Origin of the sequence: Leuconostoc falkenbergense, from assembly GCF_045801155.1 — a bacterium.
In the GTDB taxonomy this organism is placed as follows: Bacteria; Bacillota; Bacilli; order Lactobacillales; family Lactobacillaceae; genus Leuconostoc; species Leuconostoc falkenbergense.
This window is the reverse complement of record NZ_CP174386.1, coordinates 1,421,027-1,444,190: the sequence shown is the minus strand read 5'-3', so window position 1 is coordinate 1,444,190 and position 23,164 is coordinate 1,421,027. Positions and strand designations below refer to the sequence as shown.

22 protein-coding genes and 1 other annotated feature are annotated in these 23,164 nt (G+C 38.8%); of the genes, 17 read left to right on the top strand and 5 right to left on the bottom strand.

What is annotated here, in order from left to right; genetic code table 11:
- The first annotated feature begins 39 nt into the window (after positions 1-39).
- The 6 genes from ACI3ES_RS07140 (at position 40) to argF (ending at position 8,074) form a co-directional block, all read left to right on the top strand.
- Entirely contained in the window at positions 40-1,815 is a 1,776-nt protein-coding gene (locus ACI3ES_RS07140) for a hypothetical protein (protein WP_114666822.1), read from the top strand.
- A gap of 81 nt (positions 1,816-1,896) precedes the next feature.
- Positions 1,897-2,619: a YebC/PmpR family DNA-binding transcriptional regulator gene (locus ACI3ES_RS07135; RefSeq protein ID WP_036068210.1), complete on the top strand. Its 723-nt coding sequence runs from the start codon at positions 1,897-1,899 to the stop codon at positions 2,617-2,619.
- Positions 2,620-2,919: 300 nt separating this feature from the next.
- The gene (locus tag ACI3ES_RS07130) at positions 2,920-4,206 is read left to right on the top strand and encodes an adenylosuccinate synthase (protein ID WP_004914666.1); all 1,287 of its coding nucleotides are present in this window, start codon (positions 2,920-2,922) and stop codon (positions 4,204-4,206) included.
- Positions 4,207-4,375: 169 nt separating this feature from the next.
- Positions 4,376-5,602 (top strand): argininosuccinate synthase, encoded by a 1,227-nt coding sequence (locus ACI3ES_RS07125; RefSeq protein WP_010291811.1) that lies wholly within the window; start codon positions 4,376-4,378, stop codon positions 5,600-5,602.
- A gap of 73 nt (positions 5,603-5,675) precedes the next feature.
- Entirely contained in the window at positions 5,676-7,061 is a 1,386-nt protein-coding gene (gene argH, locus ACI3ES_RS07120; protein ID WP_114666821.1) for an argininosuccinate lyase, read from the top strand.
- Positions 7,058-8,074 carry an ornithine carbamoyltransferase gene (argF, locus tag ACI3ES_RS07115; protein WP_114666820.1) on the top strand — a complete coding sequence of 339 codons (1,017 nt, stop codon included), beginning with the start codon at positions 7,058-7,060 and terminating at the stop codon, positions 8,072-8,074. The genes argH and argF overlap by 4 nt, the downstream gene beginning before the upstream one ends.
- Before the next feature lie 22 nt (positions 8,075-8,096).
- Here the strand turns inward: argF and ACI3ES_RS07110 are convergent, their stop codons facing one another.
- From ACI3ES_RS07110 to rpmF, 4 genes are all read right to left on the bottom strand, one after another.
- Complete coding sequence (locus ACI3ES_RS07110) at positions 8,097-9,794, bottom strand: NFACT RNA binding domain-containing protein (protein ID WP_114666819.1); 1,698 nt, start codon at positions 9,792-9,794, stop codon at positions 8,097-8,099.
- A gap of 30 nt (positions 9,795-9,824) precedes the next feature.
- Positions 9,825-11,420, bottom strand: coding sequence for a hypothetical protein (locus ACI3ES_RS07105; protein ID WP_142511636.1), 1,596 nt, complete (start codon positions 11,418-11,420; stop codon positions 9,825-9,827).
- A gap of 77 nt (positions 11,421-11,497) precedes the next feature.
- Positions 11,498-12,133, bottom strand: a complete 636-nt coding sequence (locus tag ACI3ES_RS07100) for a copper homeostasis protein CutC (protein ID WP_114666817.1) — start codon at positions 12,131-12,133, stop codon at positions 11,498-11,500.
- A 66-nt stretch (positions 12,134-12,199) separates the two neighbouring features.
- Positions 12,200-12,373 carry a 50S ribosomal protein L32 gene (rpmF, locus tag ACI3ES_RS07095; protein ID WP_004914654.1) on the bottom strand — a complete coding sequence of 58 codons (174 nt, stop codon included), beginning with the start codon at positions 12,371-12,373 and terminating at the stop codon, positions 12,200-12,202.
- A gap of 304 nt (positions 12,374-12,677) precedes the next feature.
- Between rpmF and ACI3ES_RS07090 the strand changes: the two genes are divergently transcribed.
- From ACI3ES_RS07090 to ACI3ES_RS07040, 11 genes are all read left to right on the top strand, one after another.
- Entirely contained in the window at positions 12,678-13,313 is a 636-nt protein-coding gene (locus ACI3ES_RS07090; RefSeq protein ID WP_114666816.1) for a DUF1361 domain-containing protein, read from the top strand.
- A 26-nt stretch (positions 13,314-13,339) separates the two neighbouring features.
- Positions 13,340-13,464, top strand: a sequence feature (ribosomal protein L20 leader region).
- A 12-nt stretch (positions 13,465-13,476) separates the two neighbouring features.
- On the top strand, positions 13,477-14,016 hold the full coding sequence (gene infC, locus ACI3ES_RS07085; RefSeq protein WP_050799439.1) for a translation initiation factor IF-3: 540 nt from the start codon (positions 13,477-13,479) through the stop codon (positions 14,014-14,016).
- 65 nt (positions 14,017-14,081) lie between these two features.
- Positions 14,082-14,279, top strand: a complete 198-nt coding sequence (gene rpmI, locus ACI3ES_RS07080; protein WP_002815120.1) for a 50S ribosomal protein L35 — start codon at positions 14,082-14,084, stop codon at positions 14,277-14,279.
- A 44-nt stretch (positions 14,280-14,323) separates the two neighbouring features.
- Entirely contained in the window at positions 14,324-14,743 is a 420-nt protein-coding gene (rplT, locus tag ACI3ES_RS07075) for a 50S ribosomal protein L20 (protein WP_004914648.1), read from the top strand.
- 363 nt (positions 14,744-15,106) lie between these two features.
- Positions 15,107-16,459 (top strand): branched-chain amino acid transport system II carrier protein, encoded by a 1,353-nt coding sequence (brnQ, locus tag ACI3ES_RS07070; RefSeq protein WP_114666814.1) that lies wholly within the window; start codon positions 15,107-15,109, stop codon positions 16,457-16,459.
- A gap of 139 nt (positions 16,460-16,598) precedes the next feature.
- On the top strand, positions 16,599-17,228 hold the full coding sequence (gene upp, locus ACI3ES_RS07065; RefSeq protein WP_010296403.1) for a uracil phosphoribosyltransferase: 630 nt from the start codon (positions 16,599-16,601) through the stop codon (positions 17,226-17,228).
- A 120-nt stretch (positions 17,229-17,348) separates the two neighbouring features.
- A complete protein-coding gene (locus ACI3ES_RS07060; RefSeq protein WP_004914642.1) occupies positions 17,349-18,311 on the top strand; it encodes an LCP family protein in 963 nt (320 codons plus the stop codon).
- An 84-nt stretch (positions 18,312-18,395) separates the two neighbouring features.
- The gene (gene map / locus ACI3ES_RS07055; RefSeq protein WP_142511635.1) at positions 18,396-19,184 is read left to right on the top strand and encodes a type I methionyl aminopeptidase; all 789 of its coding nucleotides are present in this window, start codon (positions 18,396-18,398) and stop codon (positions 19,182-19,184) included.
- Positions 19,185-19,317: 133 nt separating this feature from the next.
- Positions 19,318-19,908, top strand: coding sequence for a sugar transferase (locus ACI3ES_RS07050; RefSeq protein WP_114666812.1), 591 nt, complete (start codon positions 19,318-19,320; stop codon positions 19,906-19,908).
- 2 nt (positions 19,909-19,910) lie between these two features.
- Positions 19,911-20,990 carry a glycosyltransferase gene (locus ACI3ES_RS07045; protein ID WP_317212406.1) on the top strand — a complete coding sequence of 360 codons (1,080 nt, stop codon included), beginning with the start codon at positions 19,911-19,913 and terminating at the stop codon, positions 20,988-20,990.
- A gap of 63 nt (positions 20,991-21,053) precedes the next feature.
- Positions 21,054-22,025: a stealth family protein gene (locus ACI3ES_RS07040; RefSeq protein WP_407631957.1), complete on the top strand. Its 972-nt coding sequence runs from the start codon at positions 21,054-21,056 to the stop codon at positions 22,023-22,025.
- Here the strand turns inward: ACI3ES_RS07040 and ACI3ES_RS07035 are convergent.
- On the bottom strand, positions 21,973-22,893 hold the full coding sequence (locus ACI3ES_RS07035) for an IS30 family transposase (protein ID WP_012268558.1): 921 nt from the start codon (positions 22,891-22,893) through the stop codon (positions 21,973-21,975). The two genes, ACI3ES_RS07040 and ACI3ES_RS07035, sit on opposite strands and share 53 nt — an antisense overlap.
- Positions 22,894-23,164 lie beyond the last annotated feature (271 nt).

Here is a 23,164-nt window from a genome sequence, read left to right as displayed (position 1 = left end):
ATAGTATGACTGGTCAAAAAATGAAGGGGAGAAAGAAGAATGGATAAGGCACCTCAAAAACATTATGTTTGGGTCAATCAACGACGAACAATTGCATCGCTAATGTTAGGAAAAGAAAAAGATTGGGAAGAAAAGATTGATAAAGTTTCTGACAGAAATGCCGCTGAATTTACGAATCAATTCGATTTTGATTTAATTTTTCATCCTGATGAAAATGTCCGAGATGAAGTGCTTGAGTCAACGCGAAGATTGCAAGTGCCACCACATCTAGTCAAGAATATTGACGTTCAAATTGCTCTGGAAAAATTAAAAAAATGTTTAAGTACAGCAAAATCCAATGATGAATTAATAACAGCTCGCCGATACTTACACGACACAATGCTTGCAGCAGAAAAAGTATATCAGAAGACACTCCGGCAAGCTAAAATGACACTTTATGATGTTACACCAGTTGGTAATGAGACAAAAGTTAGGCAAACAGTATTGGCGTTATCACAGTTATTGCTCCGCCCTGAATCTCATGTTGATGAATTAAAAGCAGCGATTTCTAAATTGACAAGTACAACTGTTTTGGCACGAATTGATAGAAAAATAGCTTTAACAGACTTGAATGCTGGGCCAAGTGTTGGGTTATTTAAAAAAATGTCTGATGCACAGTTATTGCAAACAAACCAAATTAGTGATTTAACAAATTTAGCACCCAAATATCGTCGTGATTTAGGCGCATTGTTAAAGCGTTATAAGCTTTTATCTTCCGAAAATGTATACCAACAGTTAAATACTAGGTTACTTCAAGCAGCCAAAAAATGTCATGAAAATTGGAATGAATTGTATCAAAATGCTGAAAAAGAACTTGCTGTATTATTGCAACAACGTGAAAAATTTGATCTTCATTTAGAAGAGACAGTGGCAAATATGATGACAAGCAGTGTGGCAATGGAACCTGAAGTGAAAATTGTCATTGAATTTATTCAGGCGATGTATAAGGGCGCCATGGCAGATGAACAATTTGTTCTTAAGTTATTATCTGATCGTGTGACACAAGCAACAGTTGAACGTGAAAAAGCTGTTAAATTTGCTGAAACATACCTCAATGGTCTAAACATGAGTCGTTGGTCGGAAGATAATGATGTCCAAATTGATGCACTCGTACTAGACAATACATTGTACGACAGCAAGGCGACAATTGCTTCAATCTATTCTTTAACCAATCGATTAAGAGCATCTGTAAGACGGAAACAAGCAGAATTGGATGAGGCGTTGAAGCTGGCACGGCAATTGCTCATGACAATCCATGGATCTCATCAAGATAAAGAAATTATTAGCGAGATCAATTATCTCAAGCACACTATGAAGTCGGTTAATTCAAAAGCCATCATGGCTGCCTATCAGCAATTGCAAGCCACTCAAAAAATGATTAATGCATCAACTAAAACTGAGAAAAGTCAGTTAGATATTCTTTTGGAGGAAGTTTATCAGAGTAGTGTGGCCAATGAACCCACGTTACAAAAACTAATTGGTCGCATTCATACCTGTGAGGGATTCGCCGCCATGAAAAAGACACACCGTGATTTGTCAGAGACATTTATTGATTTGCAAACGGCTAGGCAAGGCGTGACTGCGATGGCGACGATGCTATTGAAACAATCAAATCGGCGTGTATTTAAGAAAGAATTAATTGTGCAAGAAGCAAAGAAACAGTTGCTGTCTACCTTGGATGATTCATCAACAACTGCTGAAATTTTAGCTGCTGTTCAACGGTTACGTGGTGCCCTTGATCAAGTAAAACTGAGGTTACAACGGTTAGCTCGATAACTATCATATCGGTCAAGCTGGTAAATCGTTTGTTTTTTTGATAAAATAGATTGAATATTCATATTTCAAGGAGATGACACAATGTCAGGACATAGTAAATGGCATAACATCCAAGGTCGTAAAAACGCCCAAGATGCTAAGCGTGGTAAGATTTTTCAAAAGCTGGCACACGACTTATATGTTGCTGCAAAGGCTGGCGGTGCAGATCCAGAGATGAACGCATCATTGCGTTTGGTTGTTGAAAAAGCTAAGGCAGCTAACATGCCAAAAGATAACATTCAACGTGCACTTGATAAAGCATCTGGTGCTGGTGGTGCAAAGTTTGAAGAAGTGACCTATGAAGGTTATGGCACAGCCGGTGTCGCTGTGTTAGTTGAAGCATCAACGGATAACATTAATCGTACAGTTTCTACCGTTCGTAATTCATTCAAACATGCTGGCGGTGCTTTGGGCACATCTGGTTCAGTTGCTTTCCAGTTCGACCGAAAAGGTTACTTAGCAATTGATCGTGAAGCATATCCTGATTTGGATGAAGACACTGTTTTGGAGGCGGCGCTGGAAGCCGGTGCTGAAGATGTTCAAACAGCTGATGAAGTATTTGAAATTTACACTGATCCAGCGGACTTTCAGGCAGTTGAAGGTGCTTTGACTGAAGCGGGTTTCGTTTTTGAAGATGCTGAAATTACGATGATTGCGCAAAATCCAATGACAATTACTGATGAAGATCGCGAAAAATTAGATCATTTAGTCGATGAACTTGAAGAAAACGAAGACGTTTTGGCTGTTTATACGACGGCAGATTGATTAAAAAGGACATTATATGTCCTTTTTTATTTCTATAAATTCGATGAGGCAAACGTTTTAACCGATAATATTAGAAATTAACATCACTTTTCTCAAAAATAAATTTAGGATTATGGTAAAATAAATAGGTAAAAGGCGTTTATCACATTTAATGTTCGTGTTTTACATAAAAATGAACGATGATAGAGGGACACTCACGGATAGGCGCAAACAGGTTAGTTATTCTGAATGTAGAATACTGGCTTTCTCCGACAAACCTATCCCGTCTGAAAGCAGCTATCGGCGTAACAGGAGAAAAATATGTCTGGTGTAATTGTTGTTGGTTCCCAATGGGGCGATGAAGGTAAAGGAAAAATCGTTGATTTTTTCGCTGAACATGCGGATGCTGTTGTCCGTTACCAAGGTGGTAACAATGCGGGACACACGATTTGGCATGGCCAAACAAAATTTGAATTGTCTGCACTACCATCTGGAATCATCACGAAAGGTCAACTAGCAGTACTTGGCAACGGCGTTGTTGTCAATCCCGAAGCACTTTTAGCTGAAATTAAAGAAGTTGAAAGCCAAGGAATTACGATTGAGAATTTGCGTATTTCAAACCGTGCACATGTTATTATGCCGTACCACATTGCGTTGGATAAGGCCTCTGAATCTGCTTCAAATAATCGAATTGGTACGACCAAAAAAGGTATCGGTCCTGCCTACACGGATAAAATCTCACGTGTTGGTATTCGCGTGGCTGATTTAATTGATCCAGAAGTATTTGGTAAGTTGCTAAAAGAATATTTGCCATTTAAAAATGCCCAATTGACTAAATTGTATGGTGAAGAGGCGTTAGATTACGATGATATTTACCAAACTTATGTTGAATATGGTCGTCAGTTGGCACCTTATGTGACAGATACGTCTTATTTGCTGGGACAATTGATGAAAGCTGGCAAACGTGTTGTATTTGAAGGTGCACAAGGTGTAATGCTTGACGTTGATCACGGTACGTATCCCTATGTGACAAGCTCTAACCCAACAGCAGGTGGTGTGATGAATGGTGCTGGAGTAGGCCCAAAGCAAATCCAAGACGTTGTTGGTGTCATTAAAGCTTATACGTCTCGAGTTGGTGAGGGACCTTTCCCAACTGAATTGTTTAATGACATTGCAGATCATATTCGCGAAGTGGGTCACGAGTACGGTGTGATTACTAAGCGTCCTCGCCGTATTGGATGGCTAGACGCGGTTGCTTTGCGACATGCGGTACAAGTTTCTGGTTTGACCAAGTTAGCCATTAACTCATTGGATGTTTTGTCAGGCTTGAAAGAAATAAAAATTGCGACCTCGTATACTTATAAAGGCGAAGAAATTCACCATTTCCCAGCTTCAGATACTTGGTTTAATGGGTTGGATGTCAACTGCGAGACCTTGCCCGGGTGGGATGAAGACATTACGGGTGTGACAACATTTGAAGAACTACCAGTCAATGCCCAACATTATCTCCAACGTATTTCTGAATTGTTGGAAGTTGATTTGTTGAGCTTCGCCGTAGGGCCAACGCCAGAACAAACCCATTTGTTGGAACCTGTTTGGCATGAATAAGATATATCAATAGAACCGAAAGGTTCTTTTTTATTGCAAAAATATACACTTAAAATCAGTTTATACAACTTTTAAGTGTATATAATCGTTATTTTATTGCATATTTAAACAAGGCGCGCTAATATAGAATCAACAAATAACTAAAACAAAAAACAGCGAGGACATTATCATGACAGAAAAATTAGTATTAGCATATTCCGGTGGGTTGGATACCTCAGTAGCCATTCCTTGGTTGAACGAAAAGGGTTATGACGTTATCGCTGTCGTTTTAGACGTTGGTCAACATGGCAAAGATATGGACATGATCCAAGCCAAAGCCTTGCAAGTTGGGGCGACACAGTCAATTGTTATTGACGCAAAATCAGAATTTGCTGAGCAATACGTTGCACCAGTCATCAAAGCAAACATGATGTATGAAGGCGAATATCCAATGGTTTCTGCTTTGTCACGTCCTTTGATTATCAAAAAATTGGTTGACATTGCGCATGAAAATGATGCCGTTGCCATTGCTCATGGTTCAACAGGGCACGGTAATGATCAAGTACGGTTTGAAGCAGCTATCCATGCCCTTGATCCTGAAATGAAAATTGAAGCACCAATTCGTGATTTCCAATGGTCGCGTGAAGAAGAAATTGAATACGCCCATGCACATGACGTGCCAGTGCCTATTGATTTGGACTCACCTTATTCAATTGATGAAAACTTGTGGGGACGTGCCAATGAAGCCGGTATCCTAGAAAATCCATGGAACCAAGCACCTGAAGATGCATACGCCTTAACACAGGCTATTGAAAACACACCTGATGTACCAGAATTTATCGATGTGACATTTGAACAAGGTGTGCCGGTAGCGTTAAATGGTGAGCAATTACCACTTGCTGAACTAATTGTTGCCGTCAATGAAATTGCTGGTCAACATGGTATTGGTCGAATTGATCATATTGAGAACCGTCTGGTAGGCATCAAGTCTCGTGAAATTTATGAAGCGCCTGCTGCTGCAGTGTTGATGACAGCGCACAAGGATCTCGAAGATTTGACGCTCGAACGTGATGTGGCCCATTTCAAGCCATTAATTGAGCAACAATTAGCTAATCTCGTTTATGAAGCTAAGTGGGTATCACCTTTGTTTGACAGTTTGATGGCTTTCGTTGATGATACACAAAAAAATGTGAACGGTGTTGTTAAAATGAAGCTTTATAAAGGTAATGCCATTGCTGTTGCGCGTCAATCAGAGCAAAATTCATTATATAACGAAGATTTGGCAACTTACACGGCTGCATCATCCTTTGACCAAGAAGCTGCTGTTGGCTTCATCAAGTTGTGGACATTGAGTAACACGGTGTATGAACAAGTGAACCATGTTCATTCACAACCAAAGAAAGATACAGTGAAATAAACAAGCGCTTCGGCGCGTACATAGCTTTGATGAAGGGAAAGCACTGTGGCATTGCGCAGTGCAAAAAAGTGATATGAGTGATAAATTATGGGGTGGTCGTTTTACTGCCAAAGCATCTGAATGGGTTGATGAGTTTGGGGCGTCGATTCATTTTGATCAAAAAATGGCGGCTGAAGATTTAGAAGGGTCAATTGCCCACGCAAAAATGTTGGGCAAACAAGCTATTATATCAAGTGACGAATCAGCACAAATTGTGGCTGGCTTAGAAAGTTTGCAACAAGAATTAACAGCGGGTAATTTGACATTTGATGTTAAAAATGAAGACATCCATATGAATATGGAAGCTTTATTGACAGAAAAAATTGGCGCTGTTGCTGGCAAACTTCATACTGCGCGTTCTCGAAATGATCAGGTGGCAACTGATTTCCATCTTTGGGTAAAACACCGTTTGCCACATGTGATGTCAGCCTTGACCGACTTGCAGAGTGAGCTATTATCATTGGCAGACAAACACGCCGGCACGATTATGTCTGGCTATACTCACTTACAACATGCCCAACCTATCACTTATGGTCATTATTTGTTAGCTTATTTCAACATGTTCCAACGTGATTACGAACGTTTTGAATTTAACCAAAAGCATACAGACATTCTGCCACTAGGAGCTGCAGCTTTGGCGGGTACCACATTTCCCATTGACCGTGAATTTGTTGCGGATGAGCTAGGCTTTAGTGATATTTATCATAATTCGTTAGATGCTGTGTCAGATCGTGACTTCGCATTGGAATTTCTCGGCAATGCTTCGATTTTAATGATGCATTTATCACGTATGGCTGAAGAGTTAATTTTATGGTCGAGCTATGAATTTAATTATATTGAATTGTCAGATGATTTTTCAACAGGCTCTTCAATCATGCCTCAAAAAAAGAATGCTGATTTTGCGGAATTGGTGCGGGGTAAAACTGGCCGTACCTATGGCTCATTATTGGCGCTATTGACGACAATGAAATCTTTACCACTTGCTTATAACAAAGATATGCAAGAGGATAAGGAACAAGTTTTTGATGTGATGGACACAGTGATTGCCTCGGTGAAAATATTTACTGGCATGTTAAATGGCTTAACGGTTCATGAGGGTCAAATGTTAGCTGCAACGCAAGATGACTTTTCAAATGCAACAGAACTCGCTGACTATTTAGCCACCAAAGGGGTACCTTTCCGTAAAGCACATGCGATTGTTGGTCAGTTGGTATTGAAGGGCATTCAGACACATACACCGTTACAGAAAATGACTTTGACTGACTTACAAGCTGCTGCACCTCAAATTGAAGCTGATATTTATCAAATTTTGGCTTCAGAAACGGCTGTTAATCGTCGTACATCACTTGGTGGTACGGCTGTGACCAACGTCAAAAAAGAAGTAACGCGCAATTATAAAATTTTGGAGGAGCGCCAATGAATTCACATTTCCAAGGTAAATCATTTTTGAAAGAGATTGATTTTACTAAAGCAGAGCTAGAAACATTGATTGATTTGGCAGCGCATTTAAAGTCACTCAAACAACAAAATATTCCCCATCAGTATTTGGCGGGTAAAAATATTGCCCTATTATTTGAAAAAACGTCAACGCGGACACGTTCGGCATTCACAGTTGCGGCCAATGATTTGGGTGCACATCCAGAATTTTTGGGTCACAATGACATTCAATTTGGCAAAAAAGAATCGCTACAAGATACAGCAAAAGTCTTGGGCAGCATGTATGATGGTATTGAATACCGTGGTTTTTCTCAGAAAATTGTTGAAGAGTTGGCAAGCACCAGTGGCGTGCCAGTGTGGAATGGTCTGACAGATGAGTGGCATCCGACACAAATGTTGGCTGATTTTTTGACCATCAAAGAACACTTTGGTCATTTGTCAGGCATTACGTTGGCTTATTTAGGGGATGGCCGTAATAATGTTGCCCATTCCTTGTTGGTGACAGGCGCTATTTTGGGTGTTAATGTTCATATTGTGGCGCCTAAAAGTTTGCAGCCAACTGATGATGTGCAACAGTTGGCAAAGCAAAAGGCTGCCGTATCTGGTTCAAAAATTACTATTACCGATGATGTTGATTTAGGTGTTTCAGGCGCAGATGTTTTGTATACAGATGTCTGGGCGTCAATGGGTGAGGAAGACCAGTTCGCACAACGAATCGAACTATTGCTACCTTATCAAATCAATCATGAATTGGTAGCAAAAACGCAAAATAATCAAGTCATTGTTCTGCATGATCTGCCAGCATTTCATGATGTGAAAACGACAATGGCACAAGATATTTATGACAAGTACGGTTTGACAGAAATGGAAATCACTGACGATGTCTTTAATGCACCGTATGCACATCAATTTGAACAGGCAGAAAATCGTTTGCACACAATTAAAGCAGTGTTAGCTGCCACATTAGGGAATCTTTATTTACCAAATCCCAACTAACAAAAAAACAGCCGTCAGGCTGTTATTTTTTTATTTTCAATTGTGAAACAAGTGCAGCATCAGGGGTCACATAGAGTGTTTGCTGACCTTCAAAAATGACAAAGCCAGGTTTTGCACCGTTCGGTTTTCGCAATTTACCAGCAGGTAAATAGTCAACAGGAACATTAGCCGAATCTCTAGCTTTACTATAATAAGCAGCTAATTTGGCTGCCTCGATAAGCGTTGCTTCTGAGGGATTCGCGTCATGAATGATGACGTGCGATCCCGGAATTTTCTGAACGTGTAACCAAATATCGCGACGATCAGCTTGCTTAAGCGAGAGACGTTCATTCTGCAAATTATTCTTTCCGACTTCAATGAGCGTGCCATCGCTACTTTCGAATCTGTCGGGGTGTGACACTTTAGGTCGCTGTTTACTTTTCTTTTTGGTTCGAATATAGCCTTCCGTCGTTAATTCAATGCGAATATCTTCAACATCTTTAGGTGAAGCCACATCTAATTGCGCCATGATGTTATTGAAATAGGAAATTTCAGCGTCAGTGAGTGCCAACTGTTCATTGACAAAGTCGACTGCTGTCCGCAACTTTCGATATTTTGTGAAATATTTTTCCGCATTTTTGAGCCCATTTAGTTTAGGATCAAGTGTGATTGACAGTAAGTTGTTGTTATCGTAGTAGTTTTCGATTTGTACGCTTGTCATACCTTTTTCTACAAGATGCGGATAGGTGATGAGCAAGTCGCCTTTAACTTTCAAATCATCGGCATTTTCAGCGTCTGATAGCGTATTTAAAAGCTTTTTACGTTTTGTGATATTTTTTTTGAGCTCGTTTTTAACAACACGGACTAATGATCCGGCTTGTTGATTAACACGTTCACGCTCGGCTTTACCAACGTAATAAGCATCTAGCATTTCACCAATTGTGTTAAATGATTGCGCGCTTGCAGATTCTTGTTGCCAATTAAATGCTGCATAACTGAACCCACCGTTGGCTGAGGTAAACAAGGTTGGTTGCAGATTATCAAATTGTGCCAACCAATGACGCGCATTTGCCAAATGATCCCCATCCTGATTGATAGCGCGTGCTAAAGCTAATGCACTGTCGCGACTAAATCCCTGAAAGGTACTTTGAATTTGCTTTGCCCAATTGTCGAACGGCTCATCCAAAATCATAGATGCTAAGCCGTCTAAACCACTTTCAAAGGGATTTAACAAATTTTGCGCTGGCGGCAAAATATAGGTTGCGCCTGGGAACAATGAGCGCACACGATTTTGGTCAGCAGGTACATGCTTGATGAGTTCCAGAATGCGATTATCATGCTCGCGTACGAGAAAAAGGTTAGAGTGGCGTCCCATCATTTCAAGCGTGACTCGAATTTCTTGTACATCACCTAATTCATCACGTGCGTTGACATAAAAATTGATAATACGATCATTGTCAACTTGTTCAATTCGTTGTATTTTAGTGCCTTCTAAATAGCGTCGCAAAAACATCACAAAATTAGGCGCGGTTTGTGGATTCTCATACGGAATATAGGTAATTTGTGCGCGGGCATAACTTGGATGTGCGCTCAAAAGCAGTGGATAGTTCTGCCCGTTGTTACGTACAACAAGGACGATTTCGTTTGAATAGGGTTGATGTACCTTGGTGATACGGCCACCCGTTATCAATGTATTAAGCTCATGAACGATGGCATGAGTAAAGAGTCCATCTAATGGCATTTGATTAGCTCCTTGTGCTGTTGGTATATGTTAGTGTTTGAAGTTCTGCTTTCGTAGGCTTAGATGTTTCAAAATATGAATGGATTTTTGAGCCAAATAGCCCGACAATATAGACCCAATTAGTAACAAAAATGGCAACATCATATATACATAATGTTCTTGTACTTCCCATAAGAGTATATAAAAAAGCGATAATGACTCAAAAACACCTAATATCAAAACAAAAATCATTTTTTTAGGTTGGGTATATATGGTTATGTTAGCTTTGTTCTTTAAAAATAAGATAGCATAGAAGAATAAAAGACAAATACATGTAAAAACTGAAATTAAGCTTATTTGAATCATTTTTGGTGTTAAAAAGTCATATAAATTTTTGTATCTGATTTTAAGTTGGCGACTATCCCAGTCACGGAATGAATTAAAATATTGCATCCCAAAATCTGATTTTATACCAAATAACACGTTACATTTGTTTTTCCAAGTGGCAATTATTCCAATTGGACCTAAAGAGCGTAGTTTAGTAAATAATTTAGAACGTATATATGATTTTCTTTTATCATAATCTTTGTATTTGTCTGTTATCTGATTTATTTTAGCCCCAGAACGACCACCGTTATAATATGCTGTTAAGAACCAAGATTCAATTGGCATTTTATTGTTTTTGGAAATATTAGTTTCATAATTGGTTTGAGCTAATGTTTTGTTCGAAGTAAATGTAATAATTTCTGAAAAAAACACAAGCGATACCAAGAAAAGTAAAATAGTTCGTCGATTTTTAGTCATCAAAAGTAAAGACAGTATAATTATTGCTACTAGTGCAATAATTGAATTTGGACGTAAATAGAGAGCCAGGCTCATAAACAATCCAGAACAAATTATGAAATACCAGTTTTTTAAGTGTTTTATAAAAATTTTAAAATTTACGTCTTCTACAGTGATTAGTAATTGAGTGACATATCGGAAAGAAGCCACTAAGAATGGCAATGAGTAGGTATCAGAGTATGCAACTTGTGTAAATTGCATTAAGTATGTGGGCGAAAGTATGTAAAAAAACAATAATACATTCCCAAACTTTTTATCAAAAATTAAATCTAATAATCTCATAGATTGATAAATGGAAAACAACATTAACCCTTGACCAATGCAGGCATTGATAAAAAAGAGATCTTCAGGTGTGTTTATAATGCCCTTGAATGGTGTATCTAACCAAAACAACAAATTAGTTATTGCTACGTTATTGGGAAATATACTAAAATATTGTTGCCAACTACACTTTGGAAAATCTTTAACTAAATGAAAAGCTTGTAAATTAACTGCAAAATTATCAAAAACAGGCTTATATGGTTGAAAAAAAATAGCACCAACAACTAAAAATATTATGATATACCAAAATATAAAGCGGACGGAACTTTCTTTTTTAGTAGACAGCCACCAAACTATTGTAATGCTACAAAGTAATAACAGTGAAAATAGTATATTTTTCCACAATGGAAATAATTTAAAAGTGTCATGAAACGAACTATTATTTGAAAAAATATGACCAGAAAGTAAAATAGATATCCCAAAAAAGATAGCTATTACAGCCATAGTCGTCATTACAAATCTTTGTAGTGTAGTAGTATGCATAAATTTTCCACCCCTCTAAGCCATTCCCCCAAGAATGATAGCTTCAGTATAATTCTTTAAAACTTGTAGTCAAGCATTCATACTATTTTAGTACCGTGTACCTCAGAAATACCAAGCACATCAGCAATTTCGTCAGCGTTATCGTGTGTCACACCACCACCAGGTAAAATGGTCATGCCAACTGGTGCGCGATCTACAAGAAATTCTAATTGTGGCATTAGTTCAGTGATGGCCGTTGTTAGCACACCACCGTGGGTCAAAATACGCGTAACGCCATGTGTGAATAACCATTGCATAGCTGCTTGTTGTTGGTCTTTTGTAATCTCATCAAATGCCATGTGCATAACGACATGTAAATTCAGGGTATCTGCAGTCTCGATTAACGTCGACATCATGTCTGTGTCCAGTGATCCGCTTCGCACAACACCGAAAGTAACATGCTGACCACCTAAATCTGCAACAATTTGTAAGGTTTCTAGCATTTGGTTTAATTCAGTATTATCATATGCAAAATCGCCACCACGAGGGCGAACCATAATGACAACTGGTATATTACCAGCAATAGTTAGCGTGTCGATTACAGTTCGTGTGTCAGGGGTAATGCCGCCTAAGTCAAGGCGAGCGTTTAATTCAATTCGGTTAGCACCACGTGCAATCATTTCTTGGGCGCGGTCAGCAGAGTCAACCGCGGCTTCTTTGATTTTTATAGTCATAGATCCTAAATTAAAGTTATTTCGCAAACAAAAAAACCTGTTCTACAAATAGAACAGGCATCATTGTTACTTCTTATCAACAACTTGCTTGCCGTTATAAACACCAGAAGGTGAGACGCGGTGAGCAACACGGTATTCACCAGTTGTCTGATCCAACAAAATGTTTGGAACATTCAAACCAATGTGTCCGCGGCGATTGCGCTTGTGAGACTTTGAATTCTTGTTTGATGGGGTAGCCATGATAGCACCTCCTTTCGTTTCAATTTATCAACTAGTCAAGTTTACCGAAATTTACAGCGTTTGTCAACAGTTAAACTCTATTTAATGTCAAGGGTATTTACTTGACATAAGGTTACTATAAATTTTAGGTTTTGATAAAGCTTTATTATCGTTATTGTACCATAGAATGATACTGAATACTGTTACAGCCAGTGAGACCAACTTTTTATCACGATAAAGACAATTATAGTCCTTATAAATACAGGAAACGGCAGCGCATTGACGTGCTAAAATATAAGATGTAGCAAATTAAGGAGGTGCTCGGATGAGAAAACAAAATTTAATTAGTATAGGTGCTATTCATCTAATTGTGGTTCTTTTCTTTTTGTTTGTCTACTTGACCCCCACACATTTTACATTTTTAAACTGGAATGTATTTTTGGCATTGTTACCCTTAGATTTTGCCTTAGTAGTGGCATTTACTAAACGTGTCACAGTGGGGACAATTTTTAGTATTTTATGGTTGCTATTCTATCCAAATACGATGTATATGATTACAGATTATATTCATTTACAATATATCGGTATTGGTTTGACAGTCCGTATGCAATATTTCAATTATGCGGTTTTGTCGGCAGGTATCTTTATCGGTGTTGTGTTAGGTATTTTAAGTTTAGAGCTTATTTTTAAACATTATTTTGACAAACGCCACGATCTGTTAGAATTATTCCTTATGGCTGTTTTGTCGATATTATCAGGTGTTGGCATATATATCGGTCGTTTTCTTCGCTTGAATTCTTGGGATGTTTTCACAAGATTACAACATGTTTTAAGTTTAATAGCTGAATCGTTCAGCATGCATATGATTGTTTTTGTCACGTTGTTTGCTGGCGTTCAATTTGCGATTTTAGTTATTAGTCACTATGGCGTTCGTTTAATCCAGAACACAGTTGACAAATGATCTATGAGGTAGTAAACTAGTATCTGTTGAACAAGTAGAAGCACCCGCTTCTCGCCAAGTGATATCGTTGCTTGGCAGATACAGTTGTACGTTAAGTACTGCAAGTGTTGAAGTGGGTAAAGATTAAGTTCTTGCCCACTTTTCTTCTTGATTCACAAAATAAATTTGGAGGTGCCAGACAATAGCACGTCAACCACGACAAGTTGATCTAGTCAACGAAAATATCCGCGCACCACGTGTTTTGCTTATCCATGATGGTAAGCAAGAGGAAATGTCAACACGTGATGCCCAACAATTAGCGAATGATGCAGACCTTGATTTGGTATTGGTACAGGCTAACGCTGAAGTACCAGTTGCCAAAATCATGGACTGGGGTAAAGCGAAGTTCGAAGCGCAAAAGAAGCAAAAAGAACAACGTAAGAACCAAAAAATTGTTCAAGTTAAAGAAGTTCGTATGTCACCAGTGATTGATTCAGGCGATTTCGAAACACGTAAAAAGGCAGCAATCAAGTTTTTGTCGCAAGGCAACAAAGTTAAGCTGAATTTGCGTTTCCGTGGTCGTATGATTACTCACCAAGACATTGGACGTGGGGTCTTAGACCGCATGGCTGAAGAACTTGATGACATCGCCAAGGTGGAACAACGTGCCAAAATGGATGGCCGCCAAATGTTTTTGGTCTTGGCACCACGCGATGCCAAGTAAGTAAGGGTTTAGTCGCTTGTTTAATCAAGCATAAACAAAAATCGTAAAGTAGGAGAATTGGTCACATGCCAAAGATGAAGACACACCGCGCATCAGCAAAGCGCTTTAAGAAGACAGCTAACGGTGGCTTGAAGTCAGCTTCAGCTTATACTTCACACCGTTTCCACGGTAAGACAAAGAAGCAACGTCGTCAATTGCGTGGCACACGCATGATGGATTCAACGACTGTTAAGACATACGCTAAGATGTTGAGCACGCTCTAATTTCAAGGTAAGTCTAATTATTTAATTTCTAGGAGGAAATACCCATGCGAGTTAAGGGTGGTACAGTATCACGCGCACGTCGTAAAAAGTTTGTTAAGTTGGCCAAGGGTTACCGTGGACAACGTCGTATTAATTTTAAGGTTGCTAAGCAACAAGTTTACAAGTCATACTTGTATGCATACCGTGATCGTAAGAACACAAAGCGTAACTTCCGTAAGCTATGGATTGCTCGTATCAACGCAGCAGCCCGTATGAACGGTTTGTCATACTCAAAGTTGATGCATGGTTTGACATTGGCCGGTGTTGAATTGAACCGTAAGATGTTAGCTGATCTTGCTGTTTCTGATTTTGACACATTCTCAAAGTTGGCTGAGCAAGCAAAGTCTGCATTGTCATCAGAAAATGTTTTGGTACAAGAACGTACTGCAGCAACAACTGAAACGACAGTAGCCGTACAACGCTAATTTAAAAAAACGCGATAAGCGTTTTTTTTTGACTAAAATTAGAGGTTGACAAAACAAATGATATTTGGTTTAATATTGTTAATAAATAAATGAGAAAATAATATGACAAATCAATTCGCAACAACAAAACAAATTATTATCAGCATTATTATCATTAGTTAGTGATAAGTGCTGAAATTTTTTGCGCCTATCAGATAAAACATGATAGGTAGCTGATTTGATATGTTGAAAGACTAGCTGCTAAAAAATTGTAGCTAGTCTTTTTTATTTTCATCATACAGAGGGAAGAGGAATTGGTATGAATATTCAAATGATTTAGTGAGTAAATTGAAGCAATAACGTATACTACTAGGGAGAAAAGAAATGGACGAAAAAAAATTAACGTGGCAAAAGTTAGTATTAGTGGCGTCACTAATATTTGGAATGTTTTTTGGAGCAGGAAACTTAATTTTTCCTGTCCAGTTAGGTCAATTATCAGGTGGTAATTGGTTACCAGCGACGGTTGGATTTTTGATTACTGGTACTATCGTGCCATTTTTGGCAATGATGGCGGTGAGTGTCACCAATAGTCAAAGTGTTTACGACATTGCCAGACCAGTCGCACCTTGGTTTGGAACAGTATTTTTAGTTGCAATTCACATGACAATCGGACCTTTTTTTGGAACACCGCGTACAGCAGCAACGGCGTTTTCAATGGGCGTATCACCATTTGTGCCTGTTAAATATCAAGGATTAGCAATGTTAGTTTTCTCGGCTGTCTTCTTTGGATTGGCTTACTTCCTAACAGTTAAAGAATCAGGCTTATTGAAATGGGTGGGACGATATCTTAATCCGCTATTCTTGGGACTATTGTTATTAGTGTTGGTATTATCGTTAGTTATGCCAATGGGTAACACGCATCAAACGGTATCTGCGGCGTATCAAAGTAATGCCGCTTTTCAGGGAATTTTAGATGGGTATAATACAATGGATGGCATAGCCTTGTTGGCATTAGCCGTTTCAGTTGTATATGCTGTCAAAGGCTTAGGATTCCACAAAAAGCAAGTATCGACTGTATTAGCAAAGGCTGGTTTGTTAAGTATTGTCGCGGAAGCGGTGATTTACGCAGCACTAGTTCTGGTTGGCACTAGTAGTTTGGGATTGTTCAAACCATCAGCAAATGGTGGTGATGCCTTTGCTCAAATTGTTGGTCATTATATGGGTAACTTTGGGACGGCGTTGACTGGTGTTATCGTGACCTTAGCGGTTTTCACAACAGCTATGGGACTGTTCGTCTCATTCTCACAAGATATGCACCGTGTTTTTCCAAAAGTGAGTTATCTTTGGTGGTTGCGTGTCATTGCGTTTGGATCATTTGTCACAGCTAACGCAGGTTTGACCAATATCGTAGCTTGGTCAGTACCGATTTTGATGCTATTGTATCCATTTGCTTTGGTACTTATCTTATTGTCGCTATTCAGCAAATATTTCAAGCAATCAGCGCTAGTTTATCGTTTTGTTGTGGCTGCTGTCACTTTACCTGCTGTTTTAGATGCCCTTGCTAGCTCACCTTTAGTGTCGTTGGCTAGCGTACAGCGTGTTGTGAATGGATATCATCAATTTGTGCCATTTGCCTCACTTGGCTTTGGATGGGTTGTACCAGCTGCTCTTGGTGCACTTGTAGGTTTAGGAGCCTATCTTGTTACTAATCATCAAAACGCAACTGTGCTTGATTAATTGTCCAATCTTCTTGTGAATGATATTTTTATCCGGATAACGTTATTTTTTGGTATAATTTAAGATAGTAAATTGAATTGGAAGGAAATAATGAATACGGCGTTTTCAGTCGATTCGTTTGTGTTCATTCAAAACTATCATGGGAAAATTTGTTGAAATGGATCATCCGTTGATCCAACATAAGCTCACAATGATTCGTAACAAGAATGTCGGCACTAAGGACTTTCGAGCACTAGTGGACGAAATCGCGATGTTGATGACTTATGAAGCCAGCCGCGATTTGCAATTGGAAGATGTTGTTGTTGAGACACCAGTAGCAACAACAACTAAAAAGCAATTAGCAGGTAAAAAATTAGCTGTCGTCCCAATCCTACGTGCTGGATTGGGAATGGTCGATGGTATTGTACAATTAATTCCAGCAGCCAAAATTGGTCATATTGGTATGTATCGTGATGAAACAACCCTCGAGCCAGTTGAATATTTCATTAAATTGCCTGAAGATATTGATCAACGTGACGTATTGTTGGTTGACCCTATGTTGGCAACTGGTGGATCAGCTAAGGATGCTATTTCTGCTTTAAAGAAGCGTGGTGCTAAGCATATTAAGTTAATTACACTGGTGTCAGCTCCAGAGGGTGTTAAAGCAGTTCAAGATGCACATCCAGATGTTGATATCTATACAGGATCATTAGATGAAGGACTGAATGAACATGGCTATATCGTTCCGGGTCTAGGGGATGCGGGTGACCGTTTATTTGGTACAATGTAGTATTTATACCTAATGAAGAGTTCATGTGTTGTGGACTTTTTTGTATGGATTGATTATTAAGATTCATTTTGTGTTATACTATTTTACAATTATGTAACAAACAACAAAGGGGAATTGCTCATGCAAAGGCGTTCAAAAATGCGTCCAAAAAAGCGACACACAGTACGAAATATTATTTTAACGATTATTGGACTACTCGTAGTTGGGGGAATTGCAACAGGTTCATACGCGTACTATAAAGTTAATAGCACAATTACGAAAATGCAGAAATCGTCCAAAACGACAAAATCTGCTGACAAACTTACCAGTAGCAAAAAACCAGTTTCTTATTTATTGCTTGGAACAGATACTGGCGAACTTGGTCGTAACTACAAAGGTCGTACAGATACAATGATCGTCATGACTATTAATCCCAAAACTAATGTCACGACAATGACATCAATCCCACGCGATACGTTGGTAACAGTCAGCGGTCAACAAATGAAGATTAATGCTGCATATGCCTATGGATCAGCTGATTCAGCGGTGTCAGCTGTTGAAAATCTGTTAAATATTGATATTAACGGTGGTTATATCTTGATTAACATGGGTGGTTTGGTTAAAATGGTTGACGCCGTTGGTGGTGTTGATGTCACATCACCTTTGACGTTCACCACGACAGGTGACACAACACAAGCTGATTCTGAGAGTCAATATTCATTTGTTTCCGGTAAGACTTATCACATGGATGGCAATGAAGCATTGGCGTTCTCACGTATGCGACATGAAGACCCCAATGGTGATTATGGTCGTCAAATGAGACAGCAACTCGTTATCAAGGCTGTCTTGAAAAACTCAGCTAAAGTTGGCACATTGTTTAATGATTCACTGCTAACGACAATTTCTAACAATGTTCAAACAGATGTTTCAACAACTTCTATGAAAAATCTTGCCCTCAGCTATCGTAAAGCATTCGGAACGGTTAAGCAGGATCAACTAAAAGGAACCACCCAAAGTATTAGTGGGTTAGGGTCAACTGAAGTGATGAGCCAAACAGAGATTGAACGTGTTCACACATCAATAACACAACAAATGGCACAGTAGTAGACAGCACTCAATTGCGTGCTTTTTATTTTGGGGTGAAATGCTATAATAAAATGGAGTATTAAAAATGGAAAGAAGTCAAAAATGATTCAGTTAAAATCACCACGAGAAATTGAAGCAATGCGTCAATCAGGCGCTATTATTGCCGGCATGCACCTCATGTTGCGCGACTTAATTAAGCCAGGTATCGATACTTGGGAAATTGAAACAAAATCGCGCGAGTATATTGAAAGTCATGGTGGCGTGCCACTTCAAATCGGTTTTGAAGGATTCAAATATGCCACGACAATTAGTATCAACAACGAAGTTGCCCATGGATTGCCTCGCAAGGGCTTGAAGCTCAAGAATGGTGACTTGGTGAAGGTGGATACAGTTGTCGGTTTGAATGGTGCCGTGTCAGATTCAGCTTGGTCTTATGCAGTCGGTGAGGTCACACCAGAGATTAAAGACTTGATGGCTGTTACTAAAAAAGCAATGTACTTAGGCATTGACCAAGCCGTTGTTGGTAATCGCATTGGTGACATCGGGAATGCAATTCAACAATATACAGAAGTTGAACATCATTATGGTGATGTGCGTGAGTATATTGGTCATGGCGTTGGTCCAACAATGCATGAAGAGCCAAATGTGCCACATTATGGCACGCCAGGTCATGGCGTTCGCTTACGTGAAGGCATGGTAATTACAATTGAGCCAATGATTAACATTGGTGGCTGGAAAGTTAACACAGATCATACCGAAGAAGATGGTTGGACTGTTACGACGGCTGATGGTTCATGGTCAGCACAATATGAACATACTTTGGCGATTACTAAAGCTGGCCCAAAAATTTTGACTAGTCAAGATCCTGAATTTGATACAAAATACCTTTAAAATTATAAAAGTAATATATATATATATATATATATATTACGACAATAATGTGAATTTTATGATAGAATAATAAGGAATTAGTATATCCTCTGGGGAGAGGGAAAATTTAGGATTTTAGGAGATTGAGAGAAGTTTGTATAGAGAACATGTAAAGCCAATTTTAGACATTTTCTTTGCCTGCTTTTTAGTGATTCTTTTTTTACCTACATTTATTATTATTGCGTTTTTGTTGAAAATCACGACGCAAGACAGCGTAATCTATCAACAGCAACGTATTGGTAAAAATGGGCAGGAATTCAATATATACAAATTTCGTTCGATGACAGGTGATGCACCAATATTAGTAGGTGCAGAGAGAGCAGCTATTCGCAAAAAAGTGACCAAAGTTGGACGCTTTTTGCGTAATACGTCATTGGATGAATTGCCACAATTATTCAACGTGTTACAAGGTGACATGAGTTTAATTGGACCGCGACCAGTGGTGGCAGATGAGCAAAAACTCTTGGATTTGCGACGTGAATCAGGAGTGGATAGCTTAATGCCTGGAATTACAGGTTTGGCACAAATAAACGGCAGAAAAAAGTTAACAGATGAACAAAAAGCGGAGTTCGACGCAGAATATGCACGAGAAGTCTCGCTATTTTGCGACCTGTCAATTATTTTCAGAACAATACCTGTCATTATTGTGAGAGAAGGTGTTCAAAAATTATTCAAAAAGCACTAATTATGGCCTCAACGGCCTCTTTCATCGCACAATTTAATCATCGTAACATCAAAATATTGCAGAGTATGGGTTATGAAGTGCACGTCGCAGCTAACTTTACCCATTATGGCACCTTGTCTGCTAAGAGTAATCAACAATTCATGGATTGGTTGGCATCCAAAAAATTTGTTATACATAATATTCCAGTTGAACGTGGTTTGGGGAAGTTTCGCCAAAATGTTGCAGTGTTGTTTCTCTTGAATCGTTTAATGAAAGAAAATCAATTTAAAATTATTCATGTTCATACACCGATTGCTTCGGTATTAGGACGATTGGCAGCTTTGAAAAATCATGTGCCAGTCGTTTATACAGCACACGGATTTCATTTTTCTAAAACGAGTGCTTGGATAAATTGGTTGATTTTTCCTATTGAATGGTTATTCTCATTTTGTACGTCTGAGTTGTTACTGATTAATCAGGAAGACTTTTTATTAGCTAAACGTTGGTTACACGCTAAAAATACGCAATATGTGCCAGGGGTGGGAATTAATTTCAGACTACTGGATCAATACAACCTCTCAGATCATCTGTCGGCCAAGCAAGAATTGTTAGCAACATATCACTTACCTGAAAAAAGTCGGATTTTAATTTCTGTTGGTGAACTATCAAAACGGAAAAATCATCGTATTGTGATTGAAGCGCTAGCAATGCTTGATTTGCCAGATATTCATTTCGTGATTGCCGGTCGTGGTTCACAAAAAAAGAATTTAACCGATTTAGCCAAACATTTGGGTATTGAGAACCAAATTCATTTTTTAAATTATACAAAAAATATTCGACATCTACATTTGGCAGCTGACCTAGCTGTGCTACCGTCACTGAGAGAGGGCTTATCGCGTGCCGGTTTGGAAGCAATCAGAGATGGTGTCTATCTACTCGGAGCCGATATTAGAGGCATCAAAGATTACATTCTAAATGAGGAAATTGGACGTGTATTTGATCCCCTTGATGCTAAAGCATTATCAATATTGATTAAGAACAATATTCAGCGGCCAAGACAGAATCTGACTAATACGACCGTACAAACGTACAAAGGCTTATGATGTTTGATAGGGCAGCGGTTGATAAACAAATGAGAGAGATATACCAAAGCATAGGAGAATAATATGCCGATTGACTTTGTGTTGTTATGGGTAGACGGTCAGGACGAAACTTGGCTGAAAGAAAAAAATAAATACGCTATTCATGATGACACATTGAATGGGGATGAACGATACCGAGATTATGGGACGTTAAAATATTGGTTCCAAATGGTCGCGACAAATGCACCGTGGGTAAATCACATCTTTTTGGTGACTGACAATCAAATTCCAGAGTGGTTAAACCAGACACATCCCAAATTAACCATTGTCAGACACGCAGACTTCATGCCTGCTGATACATTGCCAACGTTTAATTCCAACGCGATTCAAATGTATATACATAAAATTAAAGGTTTGTCAGAACATTTTGTATTGTTCGATGACGATATGTTTATCAATCGACCCATTAAACCTTCTGTTTTTTTCACACAAGCAGGTACACCACGTGACATCTTAGGCTTTAATGTCATCAATCCGGTAGACCAATTTGCACATTTGTTTGTAAATAATTTAGCCTTAGTCAATCAAAATCATCAAAAAAAGGACCTCCTAAGGCAACATTTTTTCAAATTATTTAATTGGCGTTATGGTGTTCTTAACGTTCTCAACTTATACTTATTACCTTGGCGGTCGTTTACCCGATTCTTTGATCCACATCTGCCGTATGCCTACTTGAAGTCAGAATATCAAATGGTGATGGCAACTTATAGTCAGCAGCAAGTTGAAACAGGGCAGCATCGTTTTCGTGAAATTAGCGATATTAGTCACTGGTTAGTGAGATACGAGCGATTAGTGACAGGTAATTTTAGTCCGATGAGTCGTAAAATTGGTGCGTTGGTTTACTTAGGTGACCCTATTCCTGAGCAAAAAGCGTTGATTACGATTGGTGATAAATCACTTTCACGGTCACAATTTGAACTTAGAATACGGCAGATTGCAAGAATCATCCGAACACCGCATGTTTCTGAAAGACTTTTCGTGGTGATTGCCAGTTGAGCGTTTTCATTGGCCTGGCATTAATCCAATGATTAATTTGATCTAATTCTTTCTGACTGATGGTTTCAATTTTGCGTTCTTTTGGGATAAAACGACGGACATATCGATTTAGCACTTCATTACTACCACGTTCTTCTGGTGAATATGGGTGTGCAAAATACATCGGTATGCCTAGCTGTTCTTCTATTTCATCATATTTTGCAAACTCTCGACCGTGATCAACTGTAATTGATTTAGCATTTTTTATACCCTTGAAAAACCTAATAATAGCTGGTGTCACTGCCTGACTATTGCGCCCACTGACATGTCTCATGATATGTTGTCGACTCAATCGTTCTGTGATGGTCACTAAAACATCGCCACGTGTTTTACCAGATTGCATCGTATCAACTTCAAAATGACCAAATTCTTGTCTTAATTGGACAGCTTTTGGTCGTTTTTCAATTGAACGGCCATGAGCAAAAACACGTCTACGGCCGTCAGATTGACGTTTACGTCGAATACCTTTATCAGGTAAATCTGATAACTTAATTTTAAGCAAACCATGATGAATCCAGTTGTAGATGGTCTTGAAAGCAATACCCAATACATGAGCAGCCGTTTCTGGTGACCACTTCAAGATACCAATGTGATGGTTCAAAAAAGCTGATATTTCAGGTGTTAGGGTCGGATGGCGACCGTGTTTGTGCCGATTACACTGGGCTAAATGATGAGCCTGTTGTGCATTGTATGGTTTAATTCGATTTAACTCGTAGGTAATAGTTGCAGGAGAACGCTTTAAGAAACGGGCTATTTCTCGAGTTGAATGATTAAGTTTGATCATTGTTTCAATGACAGAACGTTCGTGAGCTGATAAACTAGAAGACATAAGCTGCAGATCCTTTATGGTTGATTTTAGTCAATTACCATTAAAGTCTCTGCAGTTTTTTTATGCAAGGTGTTCGGTTTAATTTTACAATCTGCCATACTCAAAATCAGGCAATATTTTCAGAATAAATATTCAAAGTCTGATTTTGAAAAATAGTTGTAACACGTTTATGGCATAATAAAACTACAATTATTCATTCGTCATGGTATACCGCCGGTAGGAAACACGAGGCGGTTGTGCCCACGAATCACAACAACTATTGGGAGTTAAG

Bases quoted from the DNA above. Each gene is read 5' to 3' on its own strand.
- brnQ (WP_114666814.1), top strand. From the start codon at position 15,107: ATGGACGAAAAAAAATTAACGTGGCAAAAGTTAGTATTAGTGGCGTCA.
- ACI3ES_RS07130 (WP_004914666.1), top strand. From the start codon at position 2,920: ATGTCTGGTGTAATTGTTGTTGGTTCCCAATGGGGCGATGAAGGTAAA.
- ACI3ES_RS07040 (WP_407631957.1), top strand. From the start codon at position 21,054: ATGCCGATTGACTTTGTGTTGTTATGGGTAGACGGTCAGGACGAAACT.
- ACI3ES_RS07090 (WP_114666816.1), top strand. From the start codon at position 12,678: ATGAGAAAACAAAATTTAATTAGTATAGGTGCTATTCATCTAATTGTG.
- ACI3ES_RS07105 (WP_142511636.1), bottom strand. From the start codon at position 11,420: ATGCATACTACTACACTACAAAGATTTGTAATGACGACTATGGCTGTA.
- rpmF (WP_004914654.1), bottom strand. From the start codon at position 12,373: ATGGCTACCCCATCAAACAAGAATTCAAAGTCTCACAAGCGCAATCGC.
- map (WP_142511635.1), top strand. From the start codon at position 18,396: ATGATTCAGTTAAAATCACCACGAGAAATTGAAGCAATGCGTCAATCA.
- ACI3ES_RS07100 (WP_114666817.1), bottom strand. From the start codon at position 12,133: ATGACTATAAAAATCAAAGAAGCCGCGGTTGACTCTGCTGACCGCGCC.
- rplT (WP_004914648.1), top strand. From the start codon at position 14,324: ATGCGAGTTAAGGGTGGTACAGTATCACGCGCACGTCGTAAAAAGTTT.
- ACI3ES_RS07035 (WP_012268558.1), bottom strand. From the start codon at position 22,893: ATGTCTTCTAGTTTATCAGCTCACGAACGTTCTGTCATTGAAACAATG.
- argF (WP_114666820.1), top strand. From the start codon at position 7,058: ATGAATTCACATTTCCAAGGTAAATCATTTTTGAAAGAGATTGATTTT.
- upp (WP_010296403.1), top strand. From the start codon at position 16,599: ATGGGAAAATTTGTTGAAATGGATCATCCGTTGATCCAACATAAGCTC.
- ACI3ES_RS07135 (WP_036068210.1), top strand. From the start codon at position 1,897: ATGTCAGGACATAGTAAATGGCATAACATCCAAGGTCGTAAAAACGCC.
- ACI3ES_RS07140 (WP_114666822.1), top strand. From the start codon at position 40: ATGGATAAGGCACCTCAAAAACATTATGTTTGGGTCAATCAACGACGA.
- argH (WP_114666821.1), top strand. From the start codon at position 5,676: ATGAGTGATAAATTATGGGGTGGTCGTTTTACTGCCAAAGCATCTGAA.
- ACI3ES_RS07060 (WP_004914642.1), top strand. From the start codon at position 17,349: ATGCAAAGGCGTTCAAAAATGCGTCCAAAAAAGCGACACACAGTACGA.
- ACI3ES_RS07045 (WP_317212406.1), top strand. From the start codon at position 19,911: ATGGCCTCAACGGCCTCTTTCATCGCACAATTTAATCATCGTAACATC.
- ACI3ES_RS07110 (WP_114666819.1), bottom strand. From the start codon at position 9,794: ATGCCATTAGATGGACTCTTTACTCATGCCATCGTTCATGAGCTTAAT.
- ACI3ES_RS07125 (WP_010291811.1), top strand. From the start codon at position 4,376: ATGACAGAAAAATTAGTATTAGCATATTCCGGTGGGTTGGATACCTCA.
- rpmI (WP_002815120.1), top strand. From the start codon at position 14,082: ATGCCAAAGATGAAGACACACCGCGCATCAGCAAAGCGCTTTAAGAAG.